The sequence below is a fragment of the Nitrospinota bacterium genome (genome assembly GCA_016217735.1).
Classification (GTDB): Bacteria; Nitrospinota_A; UBA7883; order JACRGQ01; family JACRGQ01; genus JACRGQ01.
This window is the reverse complement of the sequence record JACRGQ010000052.1, coordinates 1-26,492: the sequence shown is the minus strand read 5'-3', so window position 1 is coordinate 26,492 and position 26,492 is coordinate 1. Positions and strand designations below refer to the sequence as shown.

Here is a 26,492-nt window from a genome sequence, read left to right as displayed (position 1 = left end):
CCATGGTGTTTACCCCTTCCGTGTCGAACCCTCGCCCATAAGCACGGAGCATATTCTCTCGATAACCGCCGCGGTCTCCGTGGCGCCACGAGCCATAGTTTCACAGCCCTTGATTAATTTTGAATCATCATTGCATTTGCCATCATCTATCGCCAACACCGGCATCCCTTCCAACGTCTTATCACGGGCGACCAACCGAAAAAGCTCGGCCCCGGTCTCCTTTGTGCCGGAGAGTTGCACCAGCAGAAAGTCAAACCGTTCCCCTTTCAGCATTTCCAGGATTTTAAGGGCGTGGGGGCTGGCCGTCACCGTGAATCCCCGTTCCTCCAGCAAACCCTTCAACGCATCGCATGAACCGGCGCTGCTTTCCATAATAAGTATCTTTGGCACGGGATTTGGCAAAATGACGGAAAAAGAGGCGCCGCCTTCCGGCCGGGATTCCGCTTTCAACTTGCCATTGAGCGCCTCCATGATGTCGGCGGAAAGGGGAAGGCCAAAGCCATTGCCGGCCTCTCCCCGCGTTCCATGTGTCGATGTCTTTTCGTGATAGCTGAATATCTTCTTTATGGAATCGGGAGGGATGCCAACGCCGCTGTCTTCAACTTTAAAAACCATGCTTTTACCGGGGGAATATTTGATGGTCACGGCTTTCCCCGGCCCGCTGAATTTGACCGCATTGGTCAGCAGGTTGCAAAAAACCTGCTGCAAAAAAACGGGATCGGCGATCACCATCGTCTTGTCCGGCACCATATTCTGTATGGCGATCCCCTTCTCCGCCGCCATGCCTTCAACGGTTGCCACAGCATCCCGGACAATATTGGTACCGCTGCAATAGCGCAATTTCAACTGCAACTTTCCCGACCGGATGCGATTGATGTCAAGCAGTTGGTCTATCATGTGCAACATCCGCTTATTGCCTTGAACAGCCTGAACAATAAAATGCCGGCTTTCAGGCCGTATTTCCGGCTGTTCCTGAAGAAGATGCATCATTCCCAGCATGCCGACAAGCGGCGTTTGCAGGTCATGCGACACGAGCGTGACAAATTTATCCTTCAGCCTTGTCGCCTCTTCCGCCTCTTCCTTGGCTTTTTCCAGCGCCGTGCGGGAGGCGGAAAGATTTTTCGCCATCGCGTTAAGATTCTTTGCCAGCACTGCCACCTCATCGTTGGAATCAACCGCCACTTTCACGTCCAAGTTACCCCTGCCAATTTCCTCGGCGGCGGCGCTCAGCTTGATAAGGGGACTTGCTACGGTGCGGGCAAAGAGCAGCACCGCCAGCAGGCTGAAGCCGCCGATTATGGACATGATGATTATCAGGCGGTTCCGCAATTCGATGGCTGGCGCGAAAACCACTTCTTTGGGCACATGGGCTATAAGGGTCCATCCGTGCCCCGTGTCATCTTTGTACCCTTTTCCCTGGCCGTAGATCACGATTTCCTCTTCCATGCCGGAAATCCGTATGCGGGAACCTTTACTCATGGTTCCCCGCTCAATCCGGGCCTTTATATATTCCCAGTAAATTGAGCGTTCCTTCAGGATGCTGTTCGGATCGTAGCTGGAATAGATCACCAGCCCGTTTCTGTTCACTATCTCCACTTTTATCTCCGGCATCGCCGTGATCTTCACGATTTCATCCAGCCATTCGGTGGATACCGTTGCCACCAGAACTCCCTCGCGCGCGCCAGCTTCATTTTTTACGACCTTCGCAAAGTGGAATAAGGGAAGTTGGAGAGAATCGGAATAATACATGTCGAAAGCGGCATCTTTGCCTGATTCGATGTCGGGCCAGTATTCAGACAGCGAATGGATTTTTCCCACATTCAGACCCAACGTGTCGACAATCCTTTTTCTGGACATATCGTAAAGAGAGAGCGAAATGTAACTGCCGCTGTTTTTTGAAAGTTCCTTTAACCGGGCCGCAATGAGATCCGGAGAAGGATTTTTCGATTTTAAGACGGAATCGGTCGACATCATCTTGGTATCCAGGTTCCGCTCAAAAAGATATTTGTCGATCCTGTCCATTTTTTCCGCCGTCCGGCGTTCCATCTGGGTTTGGATGGTGCGTTCGAGAATACCGGTGCTTGAAGAGGTGACGATGGCCGTTATAAAAAGACAGAGAATCAGGAAAAGTCCTGAAAACAGCAATGTCAGCTTTGTGGCAAATTTCATGAATTCACCTCCGCCCACACAACGACCAAAAATTACTTATTCTACCTTTAAAGTCTCATTTATAATAATTATATACCGGCCCTTAAAAATATCAACCCGAACATACCCCATCCATAAAATTTATGCAATTTATGAGCCAAGCTGACGCCGCTTCTTAACAAAGACTTAGCTATTTCATGTAACGCAATCCGTGCAATACCGTGTCATTGGTGAGATAAAACATTGCACCGGCCTGATGCACTTCAGTACTCACCCATCATCCTGAATGTTTCGGCGTGGGCATGCGCCGGTATAGACTGTCGCGAATGAAGAGCAAAATCCGTCTTTCCCGCTCAATCGTCGGCGCCGAAGAGGCCGCCGCCTTTTTGGGCGTGCCTCCCGCCAATGTCGCCACCATGAACAGCGGCACGGCGCCGGTACACCTTGCGGTGCAGGCGATGGTTCCGCCGGGTGGGGAAGTGGCTGTCGCTTCCATTGCACACCGGCCTAAACGACGACGACGTGAACCGGGTCTGTGCCGCCATTGCGGCCTTTCCCGTCTGAAGCGCGGTGTTCGCCGATTGAAGAGATCCTTTTATTCGGGCTATAATCAACCAGTTTTAACGTCGCGCTAAACCTTCCACGGAAAACGGGAATATGCCTACATCGGATACAACCATTGTCTCGAACGATATGCAAGAAATCGCGGACGCGCTGGGGGAACGCATTCAACAACTGGAAGACGCCACCATCCTCCTCACCGGCGGCGCCGGTGTTTTGGGTTATTACCTCATCAATTTCTTCGCCCACGCAAACGCCACGCTGCTGAAAAATAAATGCCGCGTTATCTGCCTGGACAACTTCATCCGGGGCGTCCCTCCGTGGCTTGCGCCGTTTGAGCGAAGCGGCGCCATCCGCACGGTGAAAGCGGACATCACGCAATTCGATCCCGCCGCGCTGGGGGAAATCGACTACATCATCCACGCCGCATCCATCGCCTCCCCCATGTATTACCGCCAATACCCCATCGAAACGATGGATGCCAACGTTATCGGCCTGCGCATCCTGCTTGACCACGCGGCGGTAAAAATGAAATCGGCCCGGCCGCTCAAGAGTTTCCTCTTTTTCTCCAGCAGCGAAATCTACGGCGACCCGCCCCCTGAATTCATCCCGACCAAAGAGGATTTCCGCGGCCTTGTCTCCTGCACCGGCCCGCGCGCCTGCTACGACGAATCGAAACGCTACGGCGAAACGCTCTGCGTGAATTTCCACCAGTCCCGCGGCGTGCCGGTGAAAATCGCCCGCCCGTTCAACAACTACGGGCCGGGCCTTTCAATCGATGACCGCCGGGTCATCCCCGACTTTTGCAAGAACATCTTAAACGGCCAAAACATCGTGATGCTTTCCGACGGCTCCCCCACCCGCACCTTTTGCTACATAGCCGATGCCATCAGCGGCTACCTTCTGATGTTGCTGTCCAACCATAACGGCGAGTCATTTAACATTGGCATCGAAACGCCGGAAATCTCCATACGTAACATGGCGCTCACGCTTCTGAATGTAGCCGAACGCGAACTCGGCATCGGCGGGCTTAAACTCATCACCGGGACGAGCGAGGACAAAAACTATCTGGTGGATAATCCCGACCGGCGCCGCCCTTCCATCGAAAAGGCCCGCCGCCTGTTGGGGTACAATCCCAAAGTGAGCCTTGGCGAAGGGCTGCGCCGCGCGCTGCTGTGGTATAGTGCGCAGATTAAAATGGGAAAATAATCAATGAAAATAACAGTTGTCGGCAGCGGCTATGTGGGACTGGTCACCGGCGCATGTCTGGCTGACAAGGGCTTCACCGTCATCTGCATGGACAAGGCCCAACAGATCGTCGACAAAATAAACGCGGGAACACCCACGATCCACGAAAAAGGCCTTGAAGAACTTCTCAAACGAACCCGCGCCGCCGGACGACTCTCCGCCACCACCGATTTGGCGGCGGCCATCACCGGCGCCGAGGTCATTTTCCTCGCGGTTGGCACCCCCTTTGACGGCAAAGAGATAGACCTTACCTATGTAAAGGCCGCCGCCGCGGAATTGGGCCGCCTGCTGCATACCGCCGGGCCTTACCCGGTGATCACGGTAAAAAGCACGGTGGTGCCCACCACCACCGAAACGGTGGTGCTGCCCATCCTTGAAAAAGAATCGGGCCTTAAAGCGGGAACCGGATTCGGCCTCTGCTCCAGTCCCGAGTTCTTGCGCGAAGGGAGCGCCATCGAAGATTTCATGAACCCCGACCGCATCATTATCGGCGCCACCGACCCAAAAACGCTGGAGAAGATGAGGCAGGTACACGCGTGGACTTCCGCCACGGTAGTGGAAACCAATCCCCGCACCGCTGAAATGATAAAGTACACCGCCAACGCCCTGCTGCCGTTGATGATCTCCTTCTCGAATGAAATCGCCAACCTCGCCAGCGCCATCGGCGGCATCGATATACGCGATGTGATGAAAGGGGTACACCTTGATTACCGCCTCAACCCGGTGGTGGCCGGCAAGAGGGTGAACCCCGGTATATTGAGTTATCTCGAAGCCGGTTGCGGTTTCGGGGGGAGCTGCTTCCCCAAGGATGTCAAAGCGCTGGCCGCCTTCGCCCACCACAAGGGGATGGGGCAGGGCATTTTGGATCAGATCACAAGTGTCAACGAAGCGCAGCCCTTCAAAATTGTATCGCTGGTAACAAACCGGCTTGGGAACCTCAGCGGAAGAAAAATCGCGGTGCTGGGGCTCGCCTTCAAGCCGGAAACCGACGACACGCGCGAAAGCCCCGCCATCCCGCTGGTGCGCGAACTGCTGCGGCAAGGCGCGGCGGTAACGGCCTTCGACCCGATAGTGAAAAGCGAATTCAATAAATATCCCGGTTGCGAAACGCTGGCCCATGCCCCCTCGTGGCGCGATGCCGTCCATGGCGCGGAAGCCGCCGTCATCATAACCCGCTGGGAGCAGTTCAAGGAAATAAGCGCCCCCGAACTGACATCACTCATGAAACGCGCATTTTTGGTCGACACCCGCCGAATGCTGAAAAAAGAAAACTTTGCCTCCATCGAATACGCCGGCATTGGCTACCGCCCGGCGGACGCCTGACACCGATGAAATCGCTCCACATTAATTTCTCCCGCTCGTGGGGGGGGCTGGAAAAGAACTCTTACGACCTCGCCGTCAACCTGCACCGCGCCGGGCACGAGATGCTGTTCGTCTGCCGCAAGGGATTCCCGATTGAGCGCGAACTCGCGGCTAACGGCATTCCGCATATTGCGTTCCAAAAGATCATCGCGTACGCCGACCTCCGGGTGATGATTGAACTCCGGCGGATCATCCGGTCTCACGGCTTCAAGGTTGTTCAGGTAACACACACCGAGGACCTGGGGCTGGTCATCCCCGTCGCCACATTGTTGCGGGACATAAAAGTATTCCTCTGGCTCCAGATGTTCGTCCCCGGCCCGAAGAAAGACCTCTATCATCGGTTTGAATACCGCCACATCAGCAAAATATTCGTCTGCTCGCCGGTGCTGGGCGAGGCGGCCCTCAAAAACCTGCCGATAACGGAGGATCAATTAAGCATAGTGGCCTACGGCCTCGATACCGGCATCTACCGCCCGGCCCGTGACGAGGCGTTCCGCCAAAACAACCTCGGCTTCAGCGCGAACGACCGCGTGCTCGGCATTTTAGGGCGGCTTGACGCGCTCAAAGGACAGATGGAGGCGGTGCGGGCGATGCCCGCCGTTTTGGCAAAGCATCCGGAGGCGCGCTTGCTGCTGGTGGGGGATGAAACCGTCCACGCCGGCGATAGCGGCGAAAAAAAGCGGCTGGAAGATGAGATCACGCGGCTTGACATTGCCGGCAAGGTGAAGTTTTTGGGCGACCAGCGCGGAGCGGAGCAGGCACGCGTGCTCAACTGCTTCGATGTGTTCCTCTCCCCTTCCCACTTTGAGACCTGTTCCACCAGCATGATGATGGCCGAACTCTGCGCCATTCCGATCATCGGCACCAACGCCGGCGGCACCCCCGCACAGCTCGGCTATGGCAAATACGGCACGCTGGTTGAACCGAAAGACCACGCCTCGCTGGCGGAAGGAATCATCCGTGTGCTGAACGACATGGAAGGGGCGAAAAACAAAGCGCGGGAAAACCTCCCCGGCGCGCTGGAACGGTACGCCAAAGACGCGGTCATGAAAAAGGTGCTGGCGCTCTACGCCGAAACCCCCGTCCGCCCGTAGCGCTACCCCTCCTCCGCCTTTCCCTCAAGCAGCCGGTCAATGTCGATTTCGTAGGTCTTGATCTTGTCTTGCAGGTTTTTACGGGCGAGTTCTATCTTCTCGGCGGTGCGCGATATGTTCCCTTTGTGCATCAGCAACGCCTTCTCCAGATACTGCTTCTCGAAGAGGTGCTTGGCTTCTTTCAGCGTCGGCAACGCCTCGCCCGCGGCGATGGAAATGCGCTGCGGGCCTTTGCTGATGTTGTCGGGCAGGTCGGCCAGGTCCAGCATCGGCCTGTTCGCCAGCACCACCGCCCGCTCGATCACATTTTGCAGTTCGCGGATGTTGCCGGGCCAGTCGTAGTTGACAAGCGCCCGCATCGCCTTATCCGTGATGCCCGCGATGTTCTTGTTCACATCAGCCTTGTACTTTTCCAAGAAATACCGGGCCAACTCAGCGATGTCGTCCTTGCGCTCGCGCAACGCGGGCATATTGACGGAAATCACGTTGAGGCGGTAGAAAAGGTCTTCCCGGAATCTTCCCCGCTTAACCTCTTCGGCCAGATTTTTATTCGTGGCGCTGACGATGCGCACGTCGGTCTTCACCGGCTTGGCACCTCCCACGCGGTCAAACTCGCGCTCCTGCAAGACCCGCAGCAGTTTCACCTGGATGGCGGGAGAAATATCCCCTATTTCGTCAAGAAACAGGGTGCCGCCGTCCGCCATCTCAAAACGCCCCTTCTTTTGGGCAATCGCCCCCGTGAAGGCCCCCTTTTCGTGGCCGAACAACTCGCTTTCCAGCAACGATTCGGCCAGCGCGGCGCAGTTAACCTTGACGAACGGGCCTCTTTTCCGGCCGCTGGCGTTGTGGAGGGCGTTGGCCACCAGTTCCTTGCCGGTGCCGCTTTCCCCCATGATCAGCACCGTGGCGTTGGTGTTGGCCACGCTGCCGATAAGCTCCTGAATGGCCCGGATCAGCGGCGTATTGCCGATCATCAGGTTGCCATGGCGCACCTGATCCAGCTCTTCGCGCAGACTGGTGTTCTCTTTACGCATATTCACGTAGTCGAGGACTTTTTTCACCTCTAACACCAGGTCATCATCGTCAAACGGCCTCTGGATATAGCTATAGGCCCCCTTCTTCATCGCCTCCACCGCGGGCTTCACGATGCCGACGCTGGTGACGATGATCACCTCGGTTTCAGGCCAGGATTCTTTCACCTTTTCCAGGAGTTGGATGCCGTTCATCTGCGGCATCATCAGATCGCTGATAACCAGCCGGAAGGGCTCTTTTTCCATCTTCACCAACGCCTCCATGCCCGAGAGCGCGGTGACATGGCCGAAGCCGTTGCGCTCCAGCATCAGGCTGATGAGGTCCAGATTGTCCTGGTTATCGTCCACTACTAATATGTTTTCCATGCTATCCCCAAATGATAATATACTTTGCGGATAAGACATAAGAGGAATCCCGCAGGATTATTTATCATGAGCAGCCAACTTAATAATGCCCTGGTTTTGCTGGTGGATGACACCGAGTCCAATCTTGAACTGCTGGAGATGATTTACGGCATGGAAGGGGCGAAAACCCTGCGGGCCGCCAGCGGCCTGGAAGCGCTCCGGCTCGTCGAGAAACACAAAGAGGACATCGATCTCATCGTCACCGACATACGGATGCCGGAAATGGACGGCATCACCCTCACCCGCAAAGTGCGCGAAATAGTGAATCAGCGGGTGCCGGTCATTTTGCTCACCGCCGACCGGAAAACCGACGAACAGCTCATCGCCGGGCTTGCCGCCGGAGCCAACGATTACCTGAACAAACCGGTGAACGAGCTGGAACTGAAGGCCCGCTCAAGCTCGATGCTCCGGCTCAAACATGCCTTCGACGAAAATATCGCCCTTCAGAAATCTCTGGAGATCAAGGTGGTGGAACGAACCGTCGAAATCGAACAAACCCGCGACCTGGCGATGTTCGGATTCGCCAAGCTGGCCGAACACCGTGACCCCGAGACCGGCGGACACTTGGAGCGGATACGTGAATACACGCGGGCCCTCGCGGTGCAATTGCGGAAGAACGGCTCATACCGGGACATGGTGGATAACGCGTTCATCATGACAATTCAGCGGGCCTCGCCGCTGCACGATATCGGCAAGGTGGGAATCCCCGATGCCATTTTGCTCAAGCCGGGACGGCTCACCGCCGAGGAGTTTGAGGTTATGAAACAGCACTCCGTCATCGGCGGCTGGACGCTTGAAGAATCGGAGAAACGCCTTACGGTCAACAGCTCGTTTCTCCATATGGCGAAGGAAATCGCCTATTGCCACCACGAAAAATGGGATGGGAACGGCTACCCCGCCAATCTCAAAGGGGAAGAGATACCTCTCGCGGCGCGTATCATGGCGTTGGCCGACGTGTACGACGCCCTCATCTCCAAACGCATCTACAAACCCCCCATACCGCACGCGGAGACACACCGGATCATCATGCAAGGGATCGGTACGCACTTCGACCCCGCCGTGGTGGAAGCCTACCAGGCCATCGAACAGGATTTTATCAACATACTGAGCCGTTTTAAGGACTGATGTGATTCAATCAGCGGTGCTGACCGCCGCCAAACAGTTGATAAAACCCGGTGAAACCGTCTGCGCCGCCGTTTCCGGCGGGCCGGACTCGACCGCCCTGCTCCTGCTGCTGCACGAACTGCGAACCCGGCTCGGCATATCAATCGCCGCGCTGCATATCAACCACGGCCTCCGCGGCGCCGAATCGGATGAGGATGCCCGCTTCTGCCGCGAACTCTGCGCGCGGCTTGGCGTCCCCTATTACGAACAGCGGATTCATCTCGAACGTTATATGGATGCGGCGGGGGGATCGGTGCAATCCGCCGCGCGCGACCTGCGCTATCTCATCTTCCGCCGCACCGTGGAGCGGGGGCGCGCCAACGTGATCGCCACCGCCCACACCGCCGACGACGTGGCGGAGACGTTTCTGCTAAACCTGCTCCGGGGCGCGGGACCGCGCGGGCTTTCCGGCCTGCCGAAAACGCGCGGCGCCCATGTGGTACGCCCGCTCACCGGCGTACACAAAGCCGATCTTCTGGCGTGGCTCGACGGAATCGGCCAACCCTACCGGACTGACAGCTCGAACTTCGCCAACAAATACGCCCGCAACCGGGTGCGCAACCAGCTCATCCCCTATCTGGAACGGGACTATAACCCCGCCGTGCGCGCCGCGCTCCTCAAGACGGCAACCATCTTCCACGATGCACAGGAATTTCTGGCCGCCACCGCCAAGGAAACGGCGGCCGCCATCGGCACACGGCTGCCGGAGGGGGGGCTTTCGTTCCCGTGCGCCCGCTTTGCCCCGCTGCCAGTGGCCCTGCAACGCGAAGTGATACGCCGCGCGCTCGGCTCGGCGCGCAAGCACCTGATGGGGGTCACCTTCGACCATCTGGAGGGACTGCGCCATCTCGCCGCGGGGAATATGCCGCACGGTGAAATTTCCCTCAAGGGGATACGCGCATACGCCGCACACGGCGTTTTTTACTGCATCCGCGCGCCGCTGGCCATCCCCCCCTTCGCCTATCCCCTCCCCCCGTCCGGATATATTCCCATCGCCGAAACCGGCGCGGCGGTCGGCGTGGAGACAACGGATCGGCCGCCGCACTCGTACGACCCCGCCTGCGCCACCGTCTACATCGACGCGGCGATGCTCCCCCCGGGCGCGGAAATCCGCAACCGCCGCGCGGGCGACGTCTTCGCCCCGCTGGGCGCGCCGGGAACGCGGAAACTCAAAAAATTTTTTATCGACGCGAAAATCCCCCGCTGGGAACGGGATGGTATCCCGCTGCTGGCCGCGGGGAATGAAGTATTGTGGATCGCCGGAGTCCGGCTTTCGGAACGGGTGAAGATCACCCCGGGAACGAAGCGGATACTGAAACTCCAGTTGCGGCCGGGGGCCGCTACAGCGCCTCGATAAGCGTGGCACTCTGATCCTTGAGTTTCAGCGCCATGTTCACCGCGACGCGCTTGATAAACTTGAGCTGCGTTTCAAGCGCCATATACTCCACTTCTTTGGCATGCACCTTGAACACATAGCTCTCCGTCGCCGCCACAATGCTCGCGTTCCGGCGGCCGTCCAACAGCATCGCCATCTCACCCATGCAGGCGCCCGTTCCCAGTTGCGCGATCTTCACCTTGCGCCTCTTCAACGGGTCGTCCTTGATCACGTTCACCTTCCCCTTCAGCAGGACGTAGAACGTGTATTCAACCGTCTCTTCCTTCATGATGTATTCCTGGATGGCGTACCTCTTCACTTCCGCGTACTTGAGGAGTTCGGCAAGCTCTTCGTTGGTGAACGGCTTGAAAAAGTCCACCGACTTGAGCAGAAGAATATATTTTTCAAGTTCCGCTGCTTCCATAATCCCTCCCCAAATTAACATCACATCAGTCAATGCTGGCGGATGCCATTGTAACATTTCCCACGCCGTTTCCCGCCCGGCACGGCGCAACCCGACATAAATAATTGTATTCGGGCGACTGCTATGGTAAACATAAACGCAATATGAAGCGGGTGTTCTTGGTTTCGGTCGTTGTGTTCCTGCTTGGGTTCGCCGTATCCTGCTCGAAGGAACCCCTGCCGCCGCCGGTCACCGATTCCCTCTATTTCAACGGAAAACTGGGCCTGCTGGCCGATCAACTGGCACAAAACGCCTTGCGCCGCCCCCGCCGCGCCGCCGTGCTCGACTTCGTAAACCAAAACGGCAAGACCAGCCAACTGGGCAAATACGTTACCGGGAAATTCATGGAGATAACATCGCAGAAGGCGCTTTTCACCGCCCCATCGGACGGCGAAGTGGCCACCGCGATAAAAGCGCAGGGAATCAAGTACAACGGCACGCTCAACACCGAAAGCGCCATCAAGTTGGGGCAGGCCCTGGCGGTGGACGCCCTCATCGTCGGCATCCTCTCCGACCTGCAGAAAGGGAGCGATGTCGACTTGGTGGTGAAAATGATCGACGTCCGCAACGGCAACATCATGTCCGCCGCCAGCACCAGCTTCTACCGCAGCAAACAGGTGAGCGGCATGCTGGAATCGTTTTAAGGCATTGACCAGAAAAACCGCCGTCAAACTCTGCGGCCAAACACGGGCCGCCGACATCGAATACTCTTTCAAACGCGGAGCCGATTTCTGCGGCGTGGTGGTGGAGGTCGCCTCTTCGCCCCGCACACAGACAATTGAAAACGCCAAGCCGCTTTTCGCCGTGAACGCTAAAAATACTTTTGCCCTGACCGCCGACGCGCCAATGGAACTTTACGGTGAAATCGCGCGGACGCTGACGCCCGGATTTTTCCAGCTTACCGCGAACGAGAACGCCGCCACCGTGGCTGAGGTGCGCAAGCGGTTTGGGATACCGGTCTTCAAATCGATCCACCTGCCGATGACGGCGGAGCCGGATAAAACAGCCGATGTATTCCTCGCGCTCATTAATGGATACCTGTCCGCCGGAGCCGACGGTTTTGTGCTCGACACGAAAGTGCCGAAGATGTTCGGCGGCAGCGTAAAAAAAAGCGACTGGAACCTCGCGGAAGCGATAATCAGGGAAAATCCCGGCGTAAAAATACTATTGGCCGGAGGCATCGGCCCGCATAATGCCGCCGAGGCGGCGGCGCTCGCTCCCTGGGGAATCGATCTCGCCAGTGGCGTGGAAATTAAACCGGGGGTAAAATCGAGGGAAAAGATCGATGCGCTCTTTTTGGCCCTGGAGGATAAACAATGAAGCGGTTGCTTGTGGCGGCGGCCATCGCCCTGCTTGTGCCCCGGCACGCGCCCGCCAGCGTCGCTCCGCCCGCCATCATGAGCGCCGAAAGCGGCGAATCGTCCGCCCGGATCGAATGGCGGGCCGTTTCCGGCTGCGCGGGATACAATTTCTACCTCAAAGCCACCGACGGCCGCTTTTCCAAAATCAACCAAACGCCGGTGCGGGACACTTTCGTCCGCCTCACCGGCCTGATCAATGGTCAGCCATACAGTTTCGCCGTCACCGCGCTTGACGCCGCGGGAAACGAGTCTCCGGCGGCGCTCACCCGGATACTCGCCCCCAGCGGTTACGGCTACAAAACCATCACCGTCAAAGGGGGAGCGAAAGCGGCCGATTACATCCTGTTCACCATACCCTACTCCACCGGCGGCCAATCGGCGCAAGACATTTTCCGCTACCTCCCCCGTTACGACGCGGCCCGGTGGCGGATATTTTCCCTGGAAAAAGAGGGATACAAGGAATTCACCGCCATCGCAAGCATCGAACCGGGCAAGGCCTACTGGTTCATCGCCGCGGACAAAACCGATCTCTTCCTTTCCGGCAAAACGATTGATGGCGCCGCCCCGTTCCATATCCGCCTCAACAGCGGCTGGAACCTGGTCGGCTCCCCCTTTCTTTATCCCGTTGACTGGAGAGAGGTCTTGGCCCAAAATCCCGAAGCGGCTCCCTATCTCGGCCCCGCAGTCTGGGATTTTTCCGCCGGAGGCTATGAAAAGGTCGGCACACTGCTCCCATTCCACGGCTATATGGTCTTTAACGCCCATGACAGCGGCCTGGACTTGGTGATCCCCCCCACCCAGGCGGAACCGAGGATTTTTGAAGAACAAAGTCCCGTTGCAGTTCCCAATGGAACCGGCGGAGGCGGCTGGCTGGTAAAACTTTCCGCCACCGATGGCGCCTACCGCGACACCGACAACTACCTCGGCATCATACCCGAAACGGAAATGGCGCTGGATGCCCTCAATACCGCCGAACCCCCCTCCTGGCCACAACACCTCTCCGTCTACTTCGTGCGCCACAATGAGACCGACATCCGGCGCAGCTCAGACATCCGGCATAGCGCCGCCAAAAGCTGGATCACCGTGGTGCAGGGGGGCGAGAACCGGCAGGTAACCCTCTCGTGGAAATTAATGGCCGGCAACCCGAAAATGACCCTGATAGATATTGCCAAAAACCGGCGGATCGACATGAACCGGCATTCAAGCTATGTTTTTTCCCGCACCAACACAGCCACACGCAAATTTATCATCACCGAAAATAGCCGGTAAATTTTTCCCCGTTAAGTTTCAGGTGGGTACGCCGAAAAGTAGTGAGAGATAAGGAACATGCAATAATTTTTTTGCAGCCAAATACCTCTTTATTATCAAAGCGTTGCGCTTCAACCTAAAAAACACCCCCCTAAAGTTTTCTGATACAATGCCGATAAAGCAACCGGAGAACTATAAAAGAGTGCTCTTCCCGGCGGGGGTGAACAGCCCGCCAGGAAAGATTGAACGGACGCAATAATGTGATGGAGGTGGCTTACCATGAAAGTAACAGGTTCTGACAATAGCAACTTAAAGAAAGACCGGCTGGGTAACACCGGCAAATCCGCCGAAAAAGGCAAGGCCGCTTACGCCAGCAACGCCGCGCAGGCCAAAGAGGTGGCTTCCACGCCGCAGGGAGCGCAGGGGGCAAGCGAAAAGATACTGGTTTCGGATTTGGGCAAGGAAGTTGCCAAAATTCACGATCAGATCAAGAAAAGCCCCAACCTTCGCGCCGAGAAGGTCGCCGAGCTGAAACAGAAGGTCGATAACGGCACCTACTATGTGAGCAGCGACAAGATCGCCAACAAGATAATCGAAGACATCGTAAAGAACGGTTGAGGGGGTTCGCCGGGTTCAGCGCCGGCTGAGCGCCCTCCCCCTTACTGCTTGCCGCCTTCGTTGGGATTCGCGGCAAAGTAGTCTTGCACCAGATAGCGCAGCATTTGGCTCAATTTCCCCTCGACATCCCTTGGAAATTCATTTCCCGCGGCCACCTTCTCCGAGCCCATCACCCAGATGGTTCCCATACGCAGACGGTAGGTGGTATTCAGCGTCGAGCGATTATAAACATTCACGTCCAGCATATAAATCTTCCCCTCCGAGGGGTCATCATGGCGCACAACCATCACCTGAACGGTGGCTAGCGGCGGCGCGCTGTTTTCCGATGCCAGCGTAAAACCGGCGGCCCGCAACTGCTGTTCCACCATGTCACGGACGCTTTGAGGGGTAAAACCCCCGTCGGCGGCGAAATCGGCGACCGTAACAGCGAAACGGTTCGGCAAGCCAACCAGATTTTCCTGCAACCGGGAAAAAGCGCTGGCCGAAGAAAGACCGAAAACCGCCATGAATATGGCGAAAACAATGATGATGCGTTGCTTCACTCTTCCTCCTAAAACCCTTCCCCGCATGCCACGCAACGGTTATCCGCCTGCCGGCAAACGGCCTTGCAAGCCTTCCCGCCGTTTCCCTTTTATACCACCTTTTAGCAAAGCGGCACAAACGCAATTACACCAGATAGGCCGTAAACGCCTTGAAAAGAAACACCGCCGTTAGCGCGCCGAACGCGTACTCCAGCCACTTCCTGTCGTTTTCGGGAGAAGCAAGCAGACCGCGCGTGTAGTAGGCTCCCGCCGCCGCAAAGCCGGTGAACATCACCAGCGGCGCGGCTCCGGCCGGGTAAGAGGAGGAAAGCCAACCGCATGAGGCCAGAAGCGCCGATCCCCAAAAACCAAACAGAAGCCGCAACGGGGAATACTCCTCCCATCCCGCCCATGCGCCAAAGACCGCGGCGGAAAAACCTCCGGCGATGGCGAAGAAAAATGGAAAGGGATCGGATGCACCAGCCGAAAGAAGGGCAATGGCGGCGGCCCCCATGGAGGCGGCCGCAAAGACGCTCCGGGCCATGGGAACCGATGCGGCGTCATTTGAATGCCGGTGCGGTAACCGCCCTCCCGCTTCGAACACCGCGAAAAAAAGTAAATAAAATAGAAACAGTTCACGCCCCGCCGTAATGTAAATTACGGCGCCGCAGAGCGCAAAAAGCCAGGCGGCAAAACGATCCAACAAGCCAAGCCTGAAAAAGAAGACGCCGCAGAAAACGCCGTACACAAGTCCCCAGAAAGGACTGCCCAGGAAGGCGAGGTTTTCGGGCCGCAATGTGGCGATAACCGCCATGAGCGCCGCCGCCGCGGCTTCCCCGGTCATCCCCCGCGAATTGGGCGCCAAACGCTCCGTCACCAGGCGGGAAACGGCCGCCAGCGCCAGCGCGCCGAGCGCCGCCCCGGAAAAACTCATCTCCCCAAAAAACGCGCCCAACGCCAGCGGAGCGAAAGCGGCGAGCCAGGCGGCCGCAAACCGCCGCCATGGCAAACCCCGCGCCAATCCGCCAGCGCCTATCAACCGCCGGCCGCCCCAAAGCGCCAGCGCGGAATATGCCAGCATCGGCTGCTGCCGGTTCGCGGCGAGCGCGGCAAAAAAAGCGACGGTGGAAATAAACAGTTCCTGCGCGCGATCCTGATTTTCCAGCGGCAAAAGCACCGGCAGCGCGGCGGCAATGGCCAATGCCCCCGCCCCGCCCAATACCCATCCATAGGGAAGAAAATAAAGGCCGAACGGGGCGGCAATGCACAGCAGGTTGATTGGGGTCATGGCGCGCGCCTACAATTCCTCTTCCAGCAGCAACCCGTCGTGGGCCAACGCAACGCCCGGCGGAAGTTTGGCGGTTATCTCGCTGTGTTTGAGATCGTGATTCATATGCGTGATGAATCCCTTTTGCGCGCCGGATGCCCGGACGGCTTCAATTGCCTGGCCGAGACTGAAATGCGTCGGATGCGCCTTGCGCTGCGTCGCCCCCACCACAAAAAGGCGCGCGCCGCGCACCTTGCGCATCGTTTCTTCCGGTATTTCGTTGCAATCGGTAATATAGGCGATGGAACCGATACGGTACCCGAAAACGCGCGCGGGGCCGTGCCGCACCGGCAACACCGTTATCTTCATCCCGAACAGCTCGAAATCGCCATCAACGGGATGGAGGCTCAGCTTCGGCAGGCCGCCCCCCTCGTAGCCATGCGGATCGAAAATGTAATCGAAGCGGGTCTTTATTTTCCCCAGCGTTTCCGCGCTGCCATAACAGGGGATGTTGGATTTCTGGATAAAGTTGAAACTGCGCAGCTCGTCCAGCCCGTGAACATGGTCGGCGTGCGCGTGGGTGAAGAGCACCGCGTCGATGCGGTTAAGTTTTTCTCGTAACGCCTGGAACCGGAGGTCGGTGGACGTGTCGATAAGCACTTGCCGCACCGCCGCGCCATCATGCCACCGGAAAAGCACCGATGAGCGGGTGCGGCTGTCGCGCGGGTCGGAGGAGCGGCAGGTGGCGCACCCGCAGCCGATCATCGGAACGCCAGTCGAAGTGCCGGATCCCAGGAAAAGAAGTTGCAGCGAACGGACCGCCATCAGCCCGAATACCGCGGCGTGAAATTTTGGGGTATCCCCAAATGGTCAAACACCCTCCCGGCGATAAACGCGGCGAGATCATCCACTCCCCGCGGGCGGTGGGTGAAGGCGGGCATGGCCGGCATGATGGTTGCTCCCGCGCGGCTTGCGCGCAGCATATTCTCCAGATGGATGTCGGAAAGCGGCGTTTCGCGCGGGACGATGATAAGTTTCCGCCGCTCCTTCAGATGCACATCGGCAACCCGCTCCACCAAATCGCTGGAAATGCCGCCGGCGATACGCCCCAGACAACCCATGCTGCATGGAACAATCACCATTCCGCGGGTGAGGAACGACCCGCTGGCCGCCGGCACGTTGAAACGTCCGTTGTCCAGCAGCGCCGCGCCCGGTTTGTTCAGGAAATACTCTTTCGACAACCCCAGTTCTTCGCGCAGGATATGCTCCGCGGTGGAAGTGACGATCACCTGAATTTCCACGCCGGCGGCGAGCAGACGGTCGAATATCTCCCTGCCATAAATGGCGCCGGAAGCCCCGGAAATCGCCAGCACCACGGGACCCAAAGCCGCGCTACTCCGCCGGGAAAATAATGGTGGCGATCTCTTCGGCGCGCGTCGTAATGACGCGCCCTTTTCCATCAAACTCGAATACGGCGCCGGGATACACATTCCCTTCCAGCACCGAGCCGTCGAGCATATTTACCGTAACCGCCAAACGCCCCAAATCTTTTTCGCCAAATTCAATGCCGGAGACCTGTGCAAGGGCAACGGCAACCACTGTTTTGCCGCTTTTAACGGTTAGGGTATTGTGCAACCCCATCCGCATCCGCGTGGCGGAAATTTGGCCGCCGTTCAGCAGCGCCACCGCCACGTTACGCGCGGGAAGTTCGCCGGTGGCCATTGTTTCACCGGAGCCGCCACGGCCGCGTGCCAACCCAAAGCCGCCGCGGGCTGGACTGACGGTTCCCTCGGAAGGAGCGGACGGCGCGGCCGTCACGGAGGGGAACGGCGCCGCCGGAAGCGTGGGCGGAGAAATTACCGGAGCGGACGTTGTGGGGGGACGGGTGGGCGTGGGTGTAGGCGTTACCGCTCCACTGGCATGTACGCCGCTGGTCGCCGCGCCGGAAGCGTGGACAACCAGCGTTTGCATGGCCGCCACGGGGCCGGATGTAAAGGCAAAGGCCGCGCCGCATGAAAAAACGGCCACGGCGGCAATAACCGGAACAACCCTCTTCAGCATGCCGGAATTATATCATTTTTCCCGGCGCTCATCGTGCAATAGCGCCGCGACGCGGGCGGCAAAACCGGCCTTGCGGACGTTTCCCCGCTGCCGGTGGATGGCCGCGAGAACGCTGAACAGCCGCGGGTTATATTGATCCATGGCATGGAGCGAATTCACTATGCCGACCGAAAAATCGCCGTCCATCTTCCCCGCTTCAATAAGGGTGAGGAACGATTCCGGAATGTCGATGCCCGCCACGGCGCTCCGCCCCCCAAATAATCCCGCCGCCAGCACACCCGCCGCCATCGCCAGCGTGGCGGGGCCATCATTGAGGAAATAGCGCGTCTGGTGAAGCGTCACCAAAAAGACAACCGGCGCGATAAGCGCCAGCGACGGGCCAATGGGAAAATTGCTCCGCAGATCGGCCAGCCAAGCGCGCGCATAGGCGAACATCGCTTCCGCGAACACCCAGCCGAAAAGCAATCCCGCCGCGCAGTGCAGCAGGTATTCACGCCAGTTATCGGCCAGCAATGCCACGGTGAAGTGCAACTTCAGTATGTGAAACACCCCCGCAACGGTCAACAGAAGGGCGAAAAATGCGCAAATCGCCGGCCGTGCGGCGCGAAGATAAAAAAACGTTAGAATATCCATCATCGCTTTCCATTCATTATATGGCAACACCGGCAGGCTAAAAGAAATTAATCGAATTCCTTCCGGATCCGGCCGAGTTCGGCGGGATCGGCATGGGTAAGCTCGTACACCCGCGCGTTCACCGCGAAGAGAAACGCCGCCGTATGCACGCTTTCGCGGAACCCCGCGTAGCCGGAAAAAAACCGGCCGCGCAGCAACAGGTGAAAAACGAACAAAAAAAGCGGCGCGAGGAACAGGTGCCACGCCGCCGTAAACGCGTTCACCCGGCGGCCGTTGCCGCGCGCGGCAACGGCATGGGACTCAATCCGGTCTTCCAGGCCGGGAGTGAAAAACGGGGGGGCGTCCGCGGCCGGCACGAAGCGGTTAATCCCTCTTGCAGTAGCGCGCGCGTTGCCAGATCGCCGCGGAAAAGAGGATGGCGACAAGCCATGTGACGGCAAGGCCGATCTTGCGAATCCGCAATTCCCTCATCATCCGGTCCACCTCGGTGGTAATGGATGCGCTGATCTGTTTCACGGCGTCGCCATCGGCCTTCACCGCCGCCACATTGAGCGAGTGGGCGGCGGTCCGCATCCCGGCATACGTTTTTTCAGCCTTGGCGAGATTCGCTTTTAGCTGGCTGGTCTCGAATCCGGAGCCGCTCCACTCCCGCATGCTTTTGAAGGATGCCTGCGCCCGGCTCAGCGCCTCCTTGGCGGTTGTTGTCGCGGTGAACAGCGCCGCCGCTCCCTCCATCTGGATCGAATTTTTTGCGTGGCAGGAAAGGCAGTTGGTATCCCCGGGAGTGTTGAATTTTTCGCTGGAGGGGCGGGCAATGCCGTGGTTGCCATGGCAGTGAATGCAAAGCGGCTTGCCGGTTTCCTGCGCGGCCGCCCAGTGGCGGCTCTTTTTGTAGGCGTCGGCCTGCTCGACATGGCATTCGGCGCAAACAAAACGGGTGGTCATTTGCTGAGGCTTTTGGATGCCGTGGTTGCCATGGCAATTCACGCAGGTGGGCACCCCCAAATCGTGCCGCTCAAAATACGCCTGGCCGTGAACGCTCCCTTTATAAAGCTCGTACTGATTAAGGGGGATTTTACGCTTTTCCATGATCTTCCGGTCGCTGTGGCACTTGCCGCACGTCTGCACCACGTTGGCGCGGTTAACCGAGGCGAGGGGATCGTCAATTTTGCGTATTTCATGTTTGCCGTGACAGTCGACGCAGGTGGCCGATTCAATATCGTGCTCGGCCATTTTTTTGCCATGCACCGAGCCGGAGTAAAGATCGAACTGGTCGGTGCGGAGGTTGTGCTGCCGCATCCTGAGCGGATCGGCGTGGCATTTCGCGCACATTTTGGCGATCTCGTCCCGCTTGGGGCGCGGCTGATACCCCTTGGTCTTCATCGCCAATTCCATGTCGCCCGGATCGCCGCCGTGGCAGTCCTGGCACATCACCCCCGCTTTGGCGTGGGCGCTATTCGGCCATTCGACGGCGGGGGCCTGCAATTCCCCCTCGAGTTCCGTGTGACAGGTGATGCAGACGCTTTCGGTTTCGGTCTCGGTGGCATACGCCGGAAGAATGGAAACGGCGGCAAACACCGCCGTCAAAAGGGCAAGCCTCCCCCCGCGTTTCTCGAACCGTTTAAAACCCCCCAACCACCCTTGCATATGCCCTAATGATAAAGGCTTTACAACAAGGGATGTTGCGACATCGCCTTAATCCTCTGGAACCTGCGCTCCACCTCGGCGCGGAACTGGTCAACCAGCGGTTTGTTGTCCGGCTTCAGCAAATGCTTGGTCTTGGCCATTTTCCCCAGCCATTCGGTCACATCCTTCTTAACCCCTTTTTCCTCGGGGTCGTGGTTAAGCGTGGTGATGCCGTGCTCCACTTCATAGAGCGGGAAGAAGTTGGTATCAACCACCAGCTGCGACAGATCGTTGCCGATATCGTCCGGATGCCCCCAATTGAGCGGGCAGACGGAGAACAGCTTGCCGAAGACCAGCCCCTCGTTGCGGGCGTACCACTGGGCCTTGGCCGCCTTGCGGATGAGATCCTTGTAATTGCTCTCGGTGGCGGTAAAAACATACGGGATATGCGTGGCGGCGAATAGCTGCGCGCTATCCTTGTGGTGGAACGTTTTCCCCTCCTCCTTCGGTCCCACGTTCGAGGTGGAAGTCTTGTGCCCCAGCGGAGTGGCGAACGACAACTGGTGGCCGGTGTTCATATATCCCTGGTTATCGTATTCCAGAATGATCATCTTGTGGTTACGGATGGCGGTGCCGAGGGCTGGTCCCAGACCGATGTCGAGGCCGCCGTCGCCGGTCACCATGATGAAGGTGATCTCTTCGCCGGCGGGTATCTCGCCGCGGCGCTGGCGCTCCTTGAACATTTCAAGCGCGCCCGAAAGCGTGGGCGCGCCGCTCTGGAACAGGTTGTGGATGTAGGTGATATTGAATGCCGTGGAGGGATAGCCGGTGGTGACCACCATGCCGCAGCCGGTGTGCCAGAGCATTACCACATGGCCTTCGATTCCCTTGAGGAATGTGCTGATATTCGGGAAAATACCGCAGCCGGGGCATGCGCCGTGACCGGGGGCGATGCGGGTCGGCAGCTTGGTCAGTTCGCGCTGCTTCACCCCTTTCACCACCAGTTGACCGGTCGCCGCGTCTTTGGTCACGCTGACGATGCCGGGGGTGGAAGCCTGCTTGCTGATCGGCGGATTTTTTCCCGGTATGCTGTATGACGGATCACCCGGTTCTGCGCCGATATAGTCGTACGCCACGTCCACTTTTCCTTTTGCGGCGGCGGCAAACGCCAAGTTAAACATCTCTATGGCATCGAGGTCTAAGAAGTCCTTGCCCCCCAAGCCGTAGATGCGGCTCATCACGAGGGTCTTGTTTTCCAGATCGTCCTTAAGCGCGGCCTTGGCGTCGAGCGTCATCGCGCCCCCCTGCGCGCCATACACGTCGGCGCGGTCGGCCACCAGCAGGGCCTTCACGTTCTTGCAGGCCTTGCGCAACTCTTCCGCCGGGAACGGGCGCAGCACGGTGGGATAAAGAACCCCCACCTTTTTCCCCTGCGCGCGCATCGCGTCGACCGCTTCCATGGCGGTGTCGGCGGCGGAGTTAAGAATGAGAATAGCCACTTCGGCGTCTTCCATCTTGTACGTCTCGAGACGGCTGTACCGGCGGCCCGAAAGCTTGGCCCATTCGTCGTACACCGCATCAATGACGTTGACGGAAGCGGCCATCGCCAGCGAAAGCTGCTTCTTGTTGTTGATCTGGTCGGGATCGTTCATATACGGCCCGAAGGTGGTCGGATTGTTCGGATCGACCGAGCTGTGAACGTACTTGTACGGTCCCACGAAATCCTGCAAATCCTTGTCGGCGGCGAAGCGGTAAACACGGCGCTTCTGGTGGCTGGTGAAAAAGCCGTCGTTGGCAACTATGGCCGGCAGGCGGATGTCCATATGCTCCGCCACCTTGGTGGCGACGGCGATCAGGTCATACGTCGCCTGCGGATCCTTGGCGCAGAAGATGATCCAGCCGAGGTTGAGCGTGCTGTACAGGTCGCTGTGGTCGCCGCGGATATCCAGCGGGCCGGAGACCGAGCGGCAAACGAGGTTCAGCACCATCGGCATGCGGGTGCCGGACTGCACTGGCAGCTGCTCTATCGAATAGAGCAGGCCGTTGGCGGAGGTGGCGTTGAACACGCGGCCCCCCGCGGTGGAGGCGCCGTAACAAATGCCCGCCGCGCCGTGCTCGCCGTCGGCGGGAATCATTTTTACGCCGTGTTCGCCATTGGCGTACATTTCATCGAGATATTCCGCCACTTCCGTGGACGGAGTAATCGGGTAGTATCCCATCAGATGGTAGTTGATCTGGGCGACCACCGTGGCGGCCATTTCGTTGCCGCTAAGGAAGTCGACCGCCTGTTCAACCGTACCCGGCTTGACCGTCTTGGCTTCGGACGTTGCGTGGCTCATGCGATCTCCTTTATGTCATTGACGTAACCGTTATCGATCACGGACTTGTTGACTTCGTATTCCACATGGGTGGTAAGCGCCTCGAACTTGCAGATCTCGACGCAGCGCAGGCAGCCCTTGCAATACTGGTAGTGGATCTTCTGGAGAACCATTTCGGGTTTCCCCTTTTTGCCTATCTCTTCTTTCCACTCAAAGCAGTAGTCGGGGCAGGTGATATCGCATTCGCCGCAGCTGGTGCATTTGCCCCGGTTGAGCACCGGCACATAACCGGAACGCGAGGCGGAAAGATCCTTGAACATCGAATTGCCCGCCGCCGGAATAACCCCGCCGATTGGCTGGTTCAGGTAGCCCAATTTCTGGCCGGAGCGGGAAAACGGCGTCGCGCTATACTTGCCGTCGTAGGCGAATTTTTTGGAAACATATTCGCTGGCGCCGCGCTCGAACGTCTTGATGTTGGACGGAACGGTCTGGGGATATTTCTTGCCGAAGGTTTCACGTATCATCTCCTTGAGCGCGTCTTGGCTCAAAAAGCCGGAAACCGCCGCCATGGTGCCGAGCAGCGCCGTGTTGACGCGGGTTTTTTCCTCCACCGCAATTTTCATGGCGTCCACCACCACAAGCGTTCCGGCGGCAAGGCCCAGGTAATCGCGCGCCGTATCCACATCCTTGTGGGTATTAAAAATCACGGTGGTCTCTTCCGTCACGCCGGAAAGCATGCCGGGAGCTTTGGCAATCGCCTCGAGGAAAATCACCAGCATGTGCGGTTCCGTCACCGGCGCGTTCACGCGGACATTTACATCCGGCGCGCAGAAGCGGACGAACGCGGAAACGGGAGAGCCTTTTTTCTCCGAGCCGTAGCTCGAGAAGTTTGAGCCGTTATACCCCTGCTTTAATACCCCCGCTTCGGCCAGCATTTTGCCGGCGACGTTCGCGCCGAACCCGCCGATGCTCGCCATGCGGATTTCATAGAACCCCAATTTGTTTGTGATAGGCAACTTATGCATTTCGCTCTCCCAACGCGTATATCAAAAACCAGTAGTTTTTAAATTTCCCTGCGTCCCTCTATGGACTTAACCAACGTTATTTCATCCACATACTCAAGATCGCTCCCCACGGGGACACCACGGGCGATCCGCGTCGCTTTTACCCCCAAAGGACGCAACACCTTTGCAAGATAAAGGGCTGTGGCCTCACCGTCCACGGTTGGATTGGTGGCGACAATAACCTCTTTGATCGTATCTGTTTTAACCCGTTTAAGCAACTGTTCAATACGCAGGATTTCAGGGCCGATGCCATCCAGTGGCGAGAGGGTTCCTCCCAGCACATGATAGAGGCCGTTGTGGCCGCCGGTGCGCTCCAAAAGCGCAATGTCGAGCGGCTGCTCCACCACGCAGATAACCGTTTTGTCCCGCTTGTCGGAAGTGCATATCTCGCACGGATCCGCCTCGGTTATCCCCCCGCAGGAGGAGCAAAGCTTTACCTTTTCAACAAGTTCCATCAGGGCTCGGGCAAGCTGTGCCGCCCGCTGATCTTTGTCTTTGAGGAGTGCGTAGACCAGCCGCTCGGCGGTCTTGCGGCCGACGCCGGGAAGTTTTTGAAACTCCTCGATCAGCTTTTTAACGGATGCGGACGATTCCATGCTTTTTAAAACAAACCGGGGAGGGAGAGGCCGGCGGCCCCCATCGCTTTGGAGAGTTCTTCTTTTAGCGCCGCTTCGGCTTTTTGCAGGGCGGCGTTGGCCGCTTCGGTGATCAGCTCTTCGACGGAGCGGCCGGATGCCGCGGCGCGTTCTTGATTAACGGTGATGGAGACTATCTGCTTATCGCAACTGGCGACAACGCGCACCGCGCCGTTGGCCGATTCTGCCTCTACGGTTTGGTTTTTCATCTTTGCGCGGGCTTCATCCATCCCGGCTTTCATCTTTTGCGCTTTTTGCAGCATATCCCCCAGCATCCGCATCAGCGTTCGTCCTCAAAGCCGGGGGTGCCGTCGAACAGGTCGACCGCCTTTTGGATAATCGGCTCGTTGAGCATCTGCCGCCGCATGGCGTTATCCACCGCCGGTTTTTTCACCTGCGTTTCCTTCAGCATCGCCTTGGGGGCCGCGCTGAAAACAACGCTCAGCCGCCGTCCGGTCACCGATTGCAGCACTTCATCGATGAGGGCGCGGTTCTGCTCGCACTGGTCGCGGATGAACGATTGATCCTCCGGATAGCCCAGCACCGCCTTCTCCCCTTCCATGCTGAAAACCATTTTGTCGAGCGACGCGGCCAGCAACGGCTTCTTCTCTTTAATGAGCGCCCGGATGGCCTCCCACGGATCGCCCCCGGCGGGAACGGCGGCGGGACGCGGCGCATCATAATTTTGGGCCGGCGCAGGCTGGCGCGCTCCTGTCGACACCGGGCGCGGCGGCGCGGATGGCGGCGCAAAGCGGGGGGCGGCGGACGCCTGCGGCTGCGGCGCGGCGGCGGGCATCCCCTTGAGCCGTTCGAGCAACTCCGCCAACGGCAGCACATCGTCCAGCCGCACCATTTTAATCAGCGCCATTTCCAGCACCGAGAGCGGATTGCCCGCCGTGGCGGCCTGCGATTTGGCGCGCAGGAGAATATCGTAATACTGCTGCAACCGGCCGGGCGTGACCCCTTCCACCAGTTGCTTCATGGCGGCCAGCGCGTCATCGGTTTCCTTCAATATCTTTTCGGGCGCGCCGCTCACCTTCACGATGGTGAGCGCCCGCACCGCCTCGAACAGCTCGCGCACGATCACCGCCACCTCGAATCCGGCATAGTAGAGGTCGTGCAGTTGCCGCAGGGTTTCGTCCACCTCTTTGCGCGTCACCGCCCCCAGGATGGACCACATCTTCTCGCGCGAGACCAGCCCCAGCACCATGCCGAGCAGCTCTTCGTCGATGGACTCGGCGGCATACGAAGCCGCCTGATCCAGCAGCGACTGCGCGTCGCGCATCGAGCCTTCGGCGCGGCGGGCGATCATCAGAAGCGCGCCGGGGGTGATCTTAATGCCGTCGCTATCGATTATTTTTTGGAGGCGGCCGGCGATTTCCTGATCGGATAGCGCGCGGAATTCAAACACCTGGCAGCGGGAGAGCACCGTGTCGGGGAGCTTGCTTTGCTCGGTGGTGGCCATGATGAATACGGTGTGCGGCGGCGGCTCCTCCAGCGTCTTGAGGAACGCATTGAACGCCGCCCCCGAAAGCATATGGACTTCGTCGATGATGTATATCTTCATCCGGCATTTCACCGGAGCGTACTGCAAATGATCGCGTATCTCGCGGATGTTATCCACGCCGTTGTTGGACGCGCCGTCTATCTCCACCACGTCCATCGAATTGCCGTCGGCGATCTCGCGGCAGTTTTGGCACGTCCCGCAGGGAGTAATGGTGGCGCCGGTTTCGCAGTTGATGCTGCGGCTGAAAATGCGGGCCATCGAGGTTTTGCCCACGCCGCGCGTGCCGCAGAACAGGTAGGCTCCCGCGATGCGGTTGAGCTTGATGGCGTTGGAGAGGGAGCGGACGATGTGCTGCTGGCCGACGACCTCGGCGAACGTCGACGGACGCCATTTGAGGGCCATCACCTGATAGCCGGACTTTTTTCCGCTTGCGTCTTCCATCATGCCGTCATTATAGGGGGAATCCAAAAAAAATGCCGGGCACCCTTACAGCGCCCCCGACACTCCGCGTACCGTTGCTTCCTTCCGGACCTGGCGGGGTTAGCAGGATCGGGTCGCGTAAGACCCGGCAAACACAATTTCCCTGAACAGAGTGCAGATGATAGCACAAAAGATAAACGATGCACGAAAAAATACTGGGGGTGCCGGTTCAAGACCGGCATGACAGGGGGCAGGTCGGCCCTACGGGCCGATGTACATGCTGAGAGCATGTACCCACCGGAAAAAGAGAGCACCGGAAAATGAGGGTTGATGCACGCAAGATTGCCGTGCCTGCCGCTAAT

Annotated in this window: 26 protein-coding genes and 1 other RNA gene; 10 read left to right on the top strand and 17 right to left on the bottom strand. The window is 58.3% G+C overall.

From position 1 onward, the window contains the following. Window positions 1–9: 9 nt before the first annotated feature. The gene (locus HZA03_08625) at window positions 10–2,169 is read right to left on the bottom strand and encodes a HAMP domain-containing protein (protein ID MBI5638018.1); all 2,160 of its coding nucleotides are present in this window, start codon (window positions 2,167–2,169) and stop codon (window positions 10–12) included. A gap of 305 nt (window positions 2,170–2,474) precedes the next feature. Here HZA03_08625 and HZA03_08620 point away from each other — a divergent pair, with 305 nt between their 5' ends. Genes HZA03_08620 through HZA03_08605 form a run of 4 tightly spaced genes read left to right on the top strand, consistent with a single transcriptional unit; the run spans window position 2,475 to window position 6,413 of the window. Further along, on the top strand, window positions 2,475–2,783 hold the full coding sequence (locus HZA03_08620; GenBank protein MBI5638017.1) for a hypothetical protein: 309 nt from the start codon (window positions 2,475–2,477) through the stop codon (window positions 2,781–2,783). 22 nt (window positions 2,784–2,805) lie between these two features. After that, window positions 2,806–3,918, top strand: a complete 1,113-nt coding sequence (locus tag HZA03_08615) for an NAD-dependent epimerase/dehydratase family protein (GenBank protein ID MBI5638016.1) — start codon at window positions 2,806–2,808, stop codon at window positions 3,916–3,918. A gap of 3 nt (window positions 3,919–3,921) precedes the next feature. Beyond that, complete coding sequence (locus HZA03_08610) at window positions 3,922–5,280, top strand: UDP-glucose/GDP-mannose dehydrogenase family protein (protein MBI5638015.1); 1,359 nt, start codon at window positions 3,922–3,924, stop codon at window positions 5,278–5,280. 5 nt (window positions 5,281–5,285) lie between these two features. After that, complete coding sequence (locus tag HZA03_08605) at window positions 5,286–6,413, top strand: glycosyltransferase family 4 protein (protein ID MBI5638014.1); 1,128 nt, start codon at window positions 5,286–5,288, stop codon at window positions 6,411–6,413. A 2-nt stretch (window positions 6,414–6,415) separates the two neighbouring features. Here the strand turns inward: HZA03_08605 and HZA03_08600 are convergent, their stop codons facing one another. Next, complete coding sequence (locus HZA03_08600) at window positions 6,416–7,810, bottom strand: sigma-54-dependent Fis family transcriptional regulator (GenBank protein MBI5638013.1); 1,395 nt, start codon at window positions 7,808–7,810, stop codon at window positions 6,416–6,418. Between the two features lie 66 nt (window positions 7,811–7,876). Here HZA03_08600 and HZA03_08595 point away from each other — a divergent pair, with 66 nt between their 5' ends. Next, window positions 7,877–8,974: a response regulator gene (locus tag HZA03_08595; protein ID MBI5638012.1), complete on the top strand. Its 1,098-nt coding sequence runs from the start codon at window positions 7,877–7,879 to the stop codon at window positions 8,972–8,974. A 1-nt stretch (window position 8,975) separates the two neighbouring features. Continuing rightward, on the top strand, window positions 8,976–10,370 hold the full coding sequence (gene tilS, locus HZA03_08590; protein ID MBI5638011.1) for a tRNA lysidine(34) synthetase TilS: 1,395 nt from the start codon (window positions 8,976–8,978) through the stop codon (window positions 10,368–10,370). On the opposite strand, the gene HZA03_08585 is transcribed toward tilS, so the two are convergent. Further along, complete coding sequence (locus HZA03_08585; GenBank protein ID MBI5638010.1) at window positions 10,354–10,812, bottom strand: cyclic nucleotide-binding domain-containing protein; 459 nt, start codon at window positions 10,810–10,812, stop codon at window positions 10,354–10,356. The genes tilS and HZA03_08585 overlap by 17 nt on opposite strands. 143 nt (window positions 10,813–10,955) lie before the next feature. On the opposite strand from HZA03_08585, the gene HZA03_08580 reads away from it, so the two are divergent. From HZA03_08580 to flgM, 4 genes are all read left to right on the top strand, one after another. Beyond that, window positions 10,956–11,495 carry a hypothetical protein gene (locus HZA03_08580; GenBank protein MBI5638009.1) on the top strand — a complete coding sequence of 180 codons (540 nt, stop codon included), beginning with the start codon at window positions 10,956–10,958 and terminating at the stop codon, window positions 11,493–11,495. Between the two features lie 4 nt (window positions 11,496–11,499). Beyond that, the gene (locus HZA03_08575; protein ID MBI5638008.1) at window positions 11,500–12,171 is read left to right on the top strand and encodes a phosphoribosylanthranilate isomerase; all 672 of its coding nucleotides are present in this window, start codon (window positions 11,500–11,502) and stop codon (window positions 12,169–12,171) included. Continuing rightward, on the top strand, window positions 12,168–13,481 hold the full coding sequence (locus tag HZA03_08570; protein ID MBI5638007.1) for a fibronectin type III domain-containing protein: 1,314 nt from the start codon (window positions 12,168–12,170) through the stop codon (window positions 13,479–13,481). The genes HZA03_08575 and HZA03_08570 overlap by 4 nt, the downstream gene beginning before the upstream one ends. 258 nt (window positions 13,482–13,739) lie before the next feature. After that, window positions 13,740–14,078, top strand: coding sequence for a flagellar biosynthesis anti-sigma factor FlgM (gene flgM / locus HZA03_08565; GenBank protein ID MBI5638006.1), 339 nt, complete (start codon window positions 13,740–13,742; stop codon window positions 14,076–14,078). Between the two features lie 41 nt (window positions 14,079–14,119). On the opposite strand, the gene HZA03_08560 is transcribed toward flgM, so the two are convergent. The 14 genes from HZA03_08560 to ffs form a co-directional block, all read right to left on the bottom strand. Continuing rightward, window positions 14,120–14,620 carry a hypothetical protein gene (locus HZA03_08560; GenBank protein ID MBI5638005.1) on the bottom strand — a complete coding sequence of 167 codons (501 nt, stop codon included), beginning with the start codon at window positions 14,618–14,620 and terminating at the stop codon, window positions 14,120–14,122. Window positions 14,621–14,744: 124 nt separating this feature from the next. Continuing rightward, window positions 14,745–15,887 carry a hypothetical protein gene (locus HZA03_08555; protein ID MBI5638004.1) on the bottom strand — a complete coding sequence of 381 codons (1,143 nt, stop codon included), beginning with the start codon at window positions 15,885–15,887 and terminating at the stop codon, window positions 14,745–14,747. 9 nt (window positions 15,888–15,896) lie between these two features. After that, a complete protein-coding gene (locus HZA03_08550) occupies window positions 15,897–16,691 on the bottom strand; it encodes an MBL fold metallo-hydrolase (GenBank protein MBI5638003.1) in 795 nt (264 codons plus the stop codon). Further along, window positions 16,691–17,326: a UbiX family flavin prenyltransferase gene (locus HZA03_08545; protein ID MBI5638002.1), complete on the bottom strand. Its 636-nt coding sequence runs from the start codon at window positions 17,324–17,326 to the stop codon at window positions 16,691–16,693. The genes HZA03_08550 and HZA03_08545 overlap by 1 nt, the downstream gene beginning before the upstream one ends. Next, window positions 17,259–17,927 (bottom strand): hypothetical protein, encoded by a 669-nt coding sequence (locus HZA03_08540; protein MBI5638001.1) that lies wholly within the window; start codon window positions 17,925–17,927, stop codon window positions 17,259–17,261. The genes HZA03_08545 and HZA03_08540 overlap by 68 nt, the downstream gene beginning before the upstream one ends. Window positions 17,928–17,939: 12 nt before the next feature. Then, window positions 17,940–18,563 (bottom strand): hypothetical protein, encoded by a 624-nt coding sequence (locus HZA03_08535; GenBank protein ID MBI5638000.1) that lies wholly within the window; start codon window positions 18,561–18,563, stop codon window positions 17,940–17,942. A gap of 44 nt (window positions 18,564–18,607) precedes the next feature. Then, window positions 18,608–18,916 carry a hypothetical protein gene (locus HZA03_08530; GenBank protein MBI5637999.1) on the bottom strand — a complete coding sequence of 103 codons (309 nt, stop codon included), beginning with the start codon at window positions 18,914–18,916 and terminating at the stop codon, window positions 18,608–18,610. Window positions 18,917–18,923: 7 nt separating this feature from the next. Further along, window positions 18,924–20,207 carry a cytochrome c3 family protein gene (locus HZA03_08525; protein ID MBI5637998.1) on the bottom strand — a complete coding sequence of 428 codons (1,284 nt, stop codon included), beginning with the start codon at window positions 20,205–20,207 and terminating at the stop codon, window positions 18,924–18,926. 20 nt (window positions 20,208–20,227) lie between these two features. Continuing rightward, entirely contained in the window at window positions 20,228–22,525 is a 2,298-nt protein-coding gene (locus HZA03_08520) for a pyruvate synthase (protein MBI5637997.1), read from the bottom strand. Beyond that, entirely contained in the window at window positions 22,522–23,529 is a 1,008-nt protein-coding gene (locus HZA03_08515; protein MBI5637996.1) for a 2-oxoacid:acceptor oxidoreductase family protein, read from the bottom strand. The genes HZA03_08520 and HZA03_08515 overlap by 4 nt, the downstream gene beginning before the upstream one ends. A gap of 38 nt (window positions 23,530–23,567) precedes the next feature. After that, window positions 23,568–24,164, bottom strand: a complete 597-nt coding sequence (recR, locus tag HZA03_08510) for a recombination protein RecR (protein MBI5637995.1) — start codon at window positions 24,162–24,164, stop codon at window positions 23,568–23,570. Window positions 24,165–24,169: 5 nt separating this feature from the next. Next, window positions 24,170–24,484 (bottom strand): YbaB/EbfC family nucleoid-associated protein, encoded by a 315-nt coding sequence (locus HZA03_08505; protein MBI5637994.1) that lies wholly within the window; start codon window positions 24,482–24,484, stop codon window positions 24,170–24,172. Next, window positions 24,484–26,154, bottom strand: coding sequence for a DNA polymerase III subunit gamma/tau (gene dnaX / locus HZA03_08500; protein ID MBI5637993.1), 1,671 nt, complete (start codon window positions 26,152–26,154; stop codon window positions 24,484–24,486). Before dnaX ends, HZA03_08505 begins: the two co-directional genes overlap by 1 nt. Window positions 26,155–26,181: 27 nt before the next feature. Next, window positions 26,182–26,281: signal recognition particle sRNA small type (gene ffs / locus HZA03_08495), an RNA gene on the bottom strand. Window positions 26,282–26,492 lie beyond the last annotated feature (211 nt).

What these genes read in the sequence shown, in the direction of transcription:
- HZA03_08515 (MBI5637996.1), bottom strand. Translation starts at nt 23,529, where the DNA reads ATGCATAAGTTGCCTATCACAAACAAATTGGGGTTCTATGAAATCCGC.
- HZA03_08540 (MBI5638001.1), bottom strand. Translation starts at nt 17,927, where the DNA reads ATGCTGAAGAGGGTTGTTCCGGTTATTGCCGCCGTGGCCGTTTTTTCA.
- HZA03_08580 (MBI5638009.1), top strand. Translation starts at nt 10,956, where the DNA reads ATGAAGCGGGTGTTCTTGGTTTCGGTCGTTGTGTTCCTGCTTGGGTTC.
- flgM (MBI5638006.1), top strand. Translation starts at nt 13,740, where the DNA reads ATGAAAGTAACAGGTTCTGACAATAGCAACTTAAAGAAAGACCGGCTG.
- HZA03_08625 (MBI5638018.1), bottom strand. Translation starts at nt 2,169, where the DNA reads ATGAAATTTGCCACAAAGCTGACATTGCTGTTTTCAGGACTTTTCCTG.
- HZA03_08525 (MBI5637998.1), bottom strand. Translation starts at nt 20,207, where the DNA reads ATGCAAGGGTGGTTGGGGGGTTTTAAACGGTTCGAGAAACGCGGGGGG.
- HZA03_08600 (MBI5638013.1), bottom strand. Translation starts at nt 7,810, where the DNA reads ATGGAAAACATATTAGTAGTGGACGATAACCAGGACAATCTGGACCTC.
- HZA03_08615 (MBI5638016.1), top strand. Translation starts at nt 2,806, where the DNA reads ATGCCTACATCGGATACAACCATTGTCTCGAACGATATGCAAGAAATC.
- HZA03_08545 (MBI5638002.1), bottom strand. Translation starts at nt 17,326, where the DNA reads ATGGAAAAGGGCGCGTCATTACGACGCGCGCCGAAGAGATCGCCACCA.
- HZA03_08585 (MBI5638010.1), bottom strand. Translation starts at nt 10,812, where the DNA reads ATGGAAGCAGCGGAACTTGAAAAATATATTCTTCTGCTCAAGTCGGTG.
- dnaX (MBI5637993.1), bottom strand. Translation starts at nt 26,154, where the DNA reads ATGATGGAAGACGCAAGCGGAAAAAAGTCCGGCTATCAGGTGATGGCC.
- HZA03_08555 (MBI5638004.1), bottom strand. Translation starts at nt 15,887, where the DNA reads ATGACCCCAATCAACCTGCTGTGCATTGCCGCCCCGTTCGGCCTTTAT.
- HZA03_08535 (MBI5638000.1), bottom strand. Translation starts at nt 18,563, where the DNA reads ATGATGGATATTCTAACGTTTTTTTATCTTCGCGCCGCACGGCCGGCG.
- HZA03_08570 (MBI5638007.1), top strand. Translation starts at nt 12,168, where the DNA reads ATGAAGCGGTTGCTTGTGGCGGCGGCCATCGCCCTGCTTGTGCCCCGG.
- HZA03_08595 (MBI5638012.1), top strand. Translation starts at nt 7,877, where the DNA reads ATGAGCAGCCAACTTAATAATGCCCTGGTTTTGCTGGTGGATGACACC.
- HZA03_08605 (MBI5638014.1), top strand. Translation starts at nt 5,286, where the DNA reads ATGAAATCGCTCCACATTAATTTCTCCCGCTCGTGGGGGGGGCTGGAA.
- HZA03_08610 (MBI5638015.1), top strand. Translation starts at nt 3,922, where the DNA reads ATGAAAATAACAGTTGTCGGCAGCGGCTATGTGGGACTGGTCACCGGC.
- HZA03_08520 (MBI5637997.1), bottom strand. Translation starts at nt 22,525, where the DNA reads ATGAGCCACGCAACGTCCGAAGCCAAGACGGTCAAGCCGGGTACGGTT.
- HZA03_08550 (MBI5638003.1), bottom strand. Translation starts at nt 16,691, where the DNA reads ATGGCGGTCCGTTCGCTGCAACTTCTTTTCCTGGGATCCGGCACTTCG.
- HZA03_08505 (MBI5637994.1), bottom strand. Translation starts at nt 24,484, where the DNA reads ATGCGGATGCTGGGGGATATGCTGCAAAAAGCGCAAAAGATGAAAGCC.
- recR (MBI5637995.1), bottom strand. Translation starts at nt 24,164, where the DNA reads ATGGAATCGTCCGCATCCGTTAAAAAGCTGATCGAGGAGTTTCAAAAA.
- HZA03_08620 (MBI5638017.1), top strand. Translation starts at nt 2,475, where the DNA reads ATGAAGAGCAAAATCCGTCTTTCCCGCTCAATCGTCGGCGCCGAAGAG.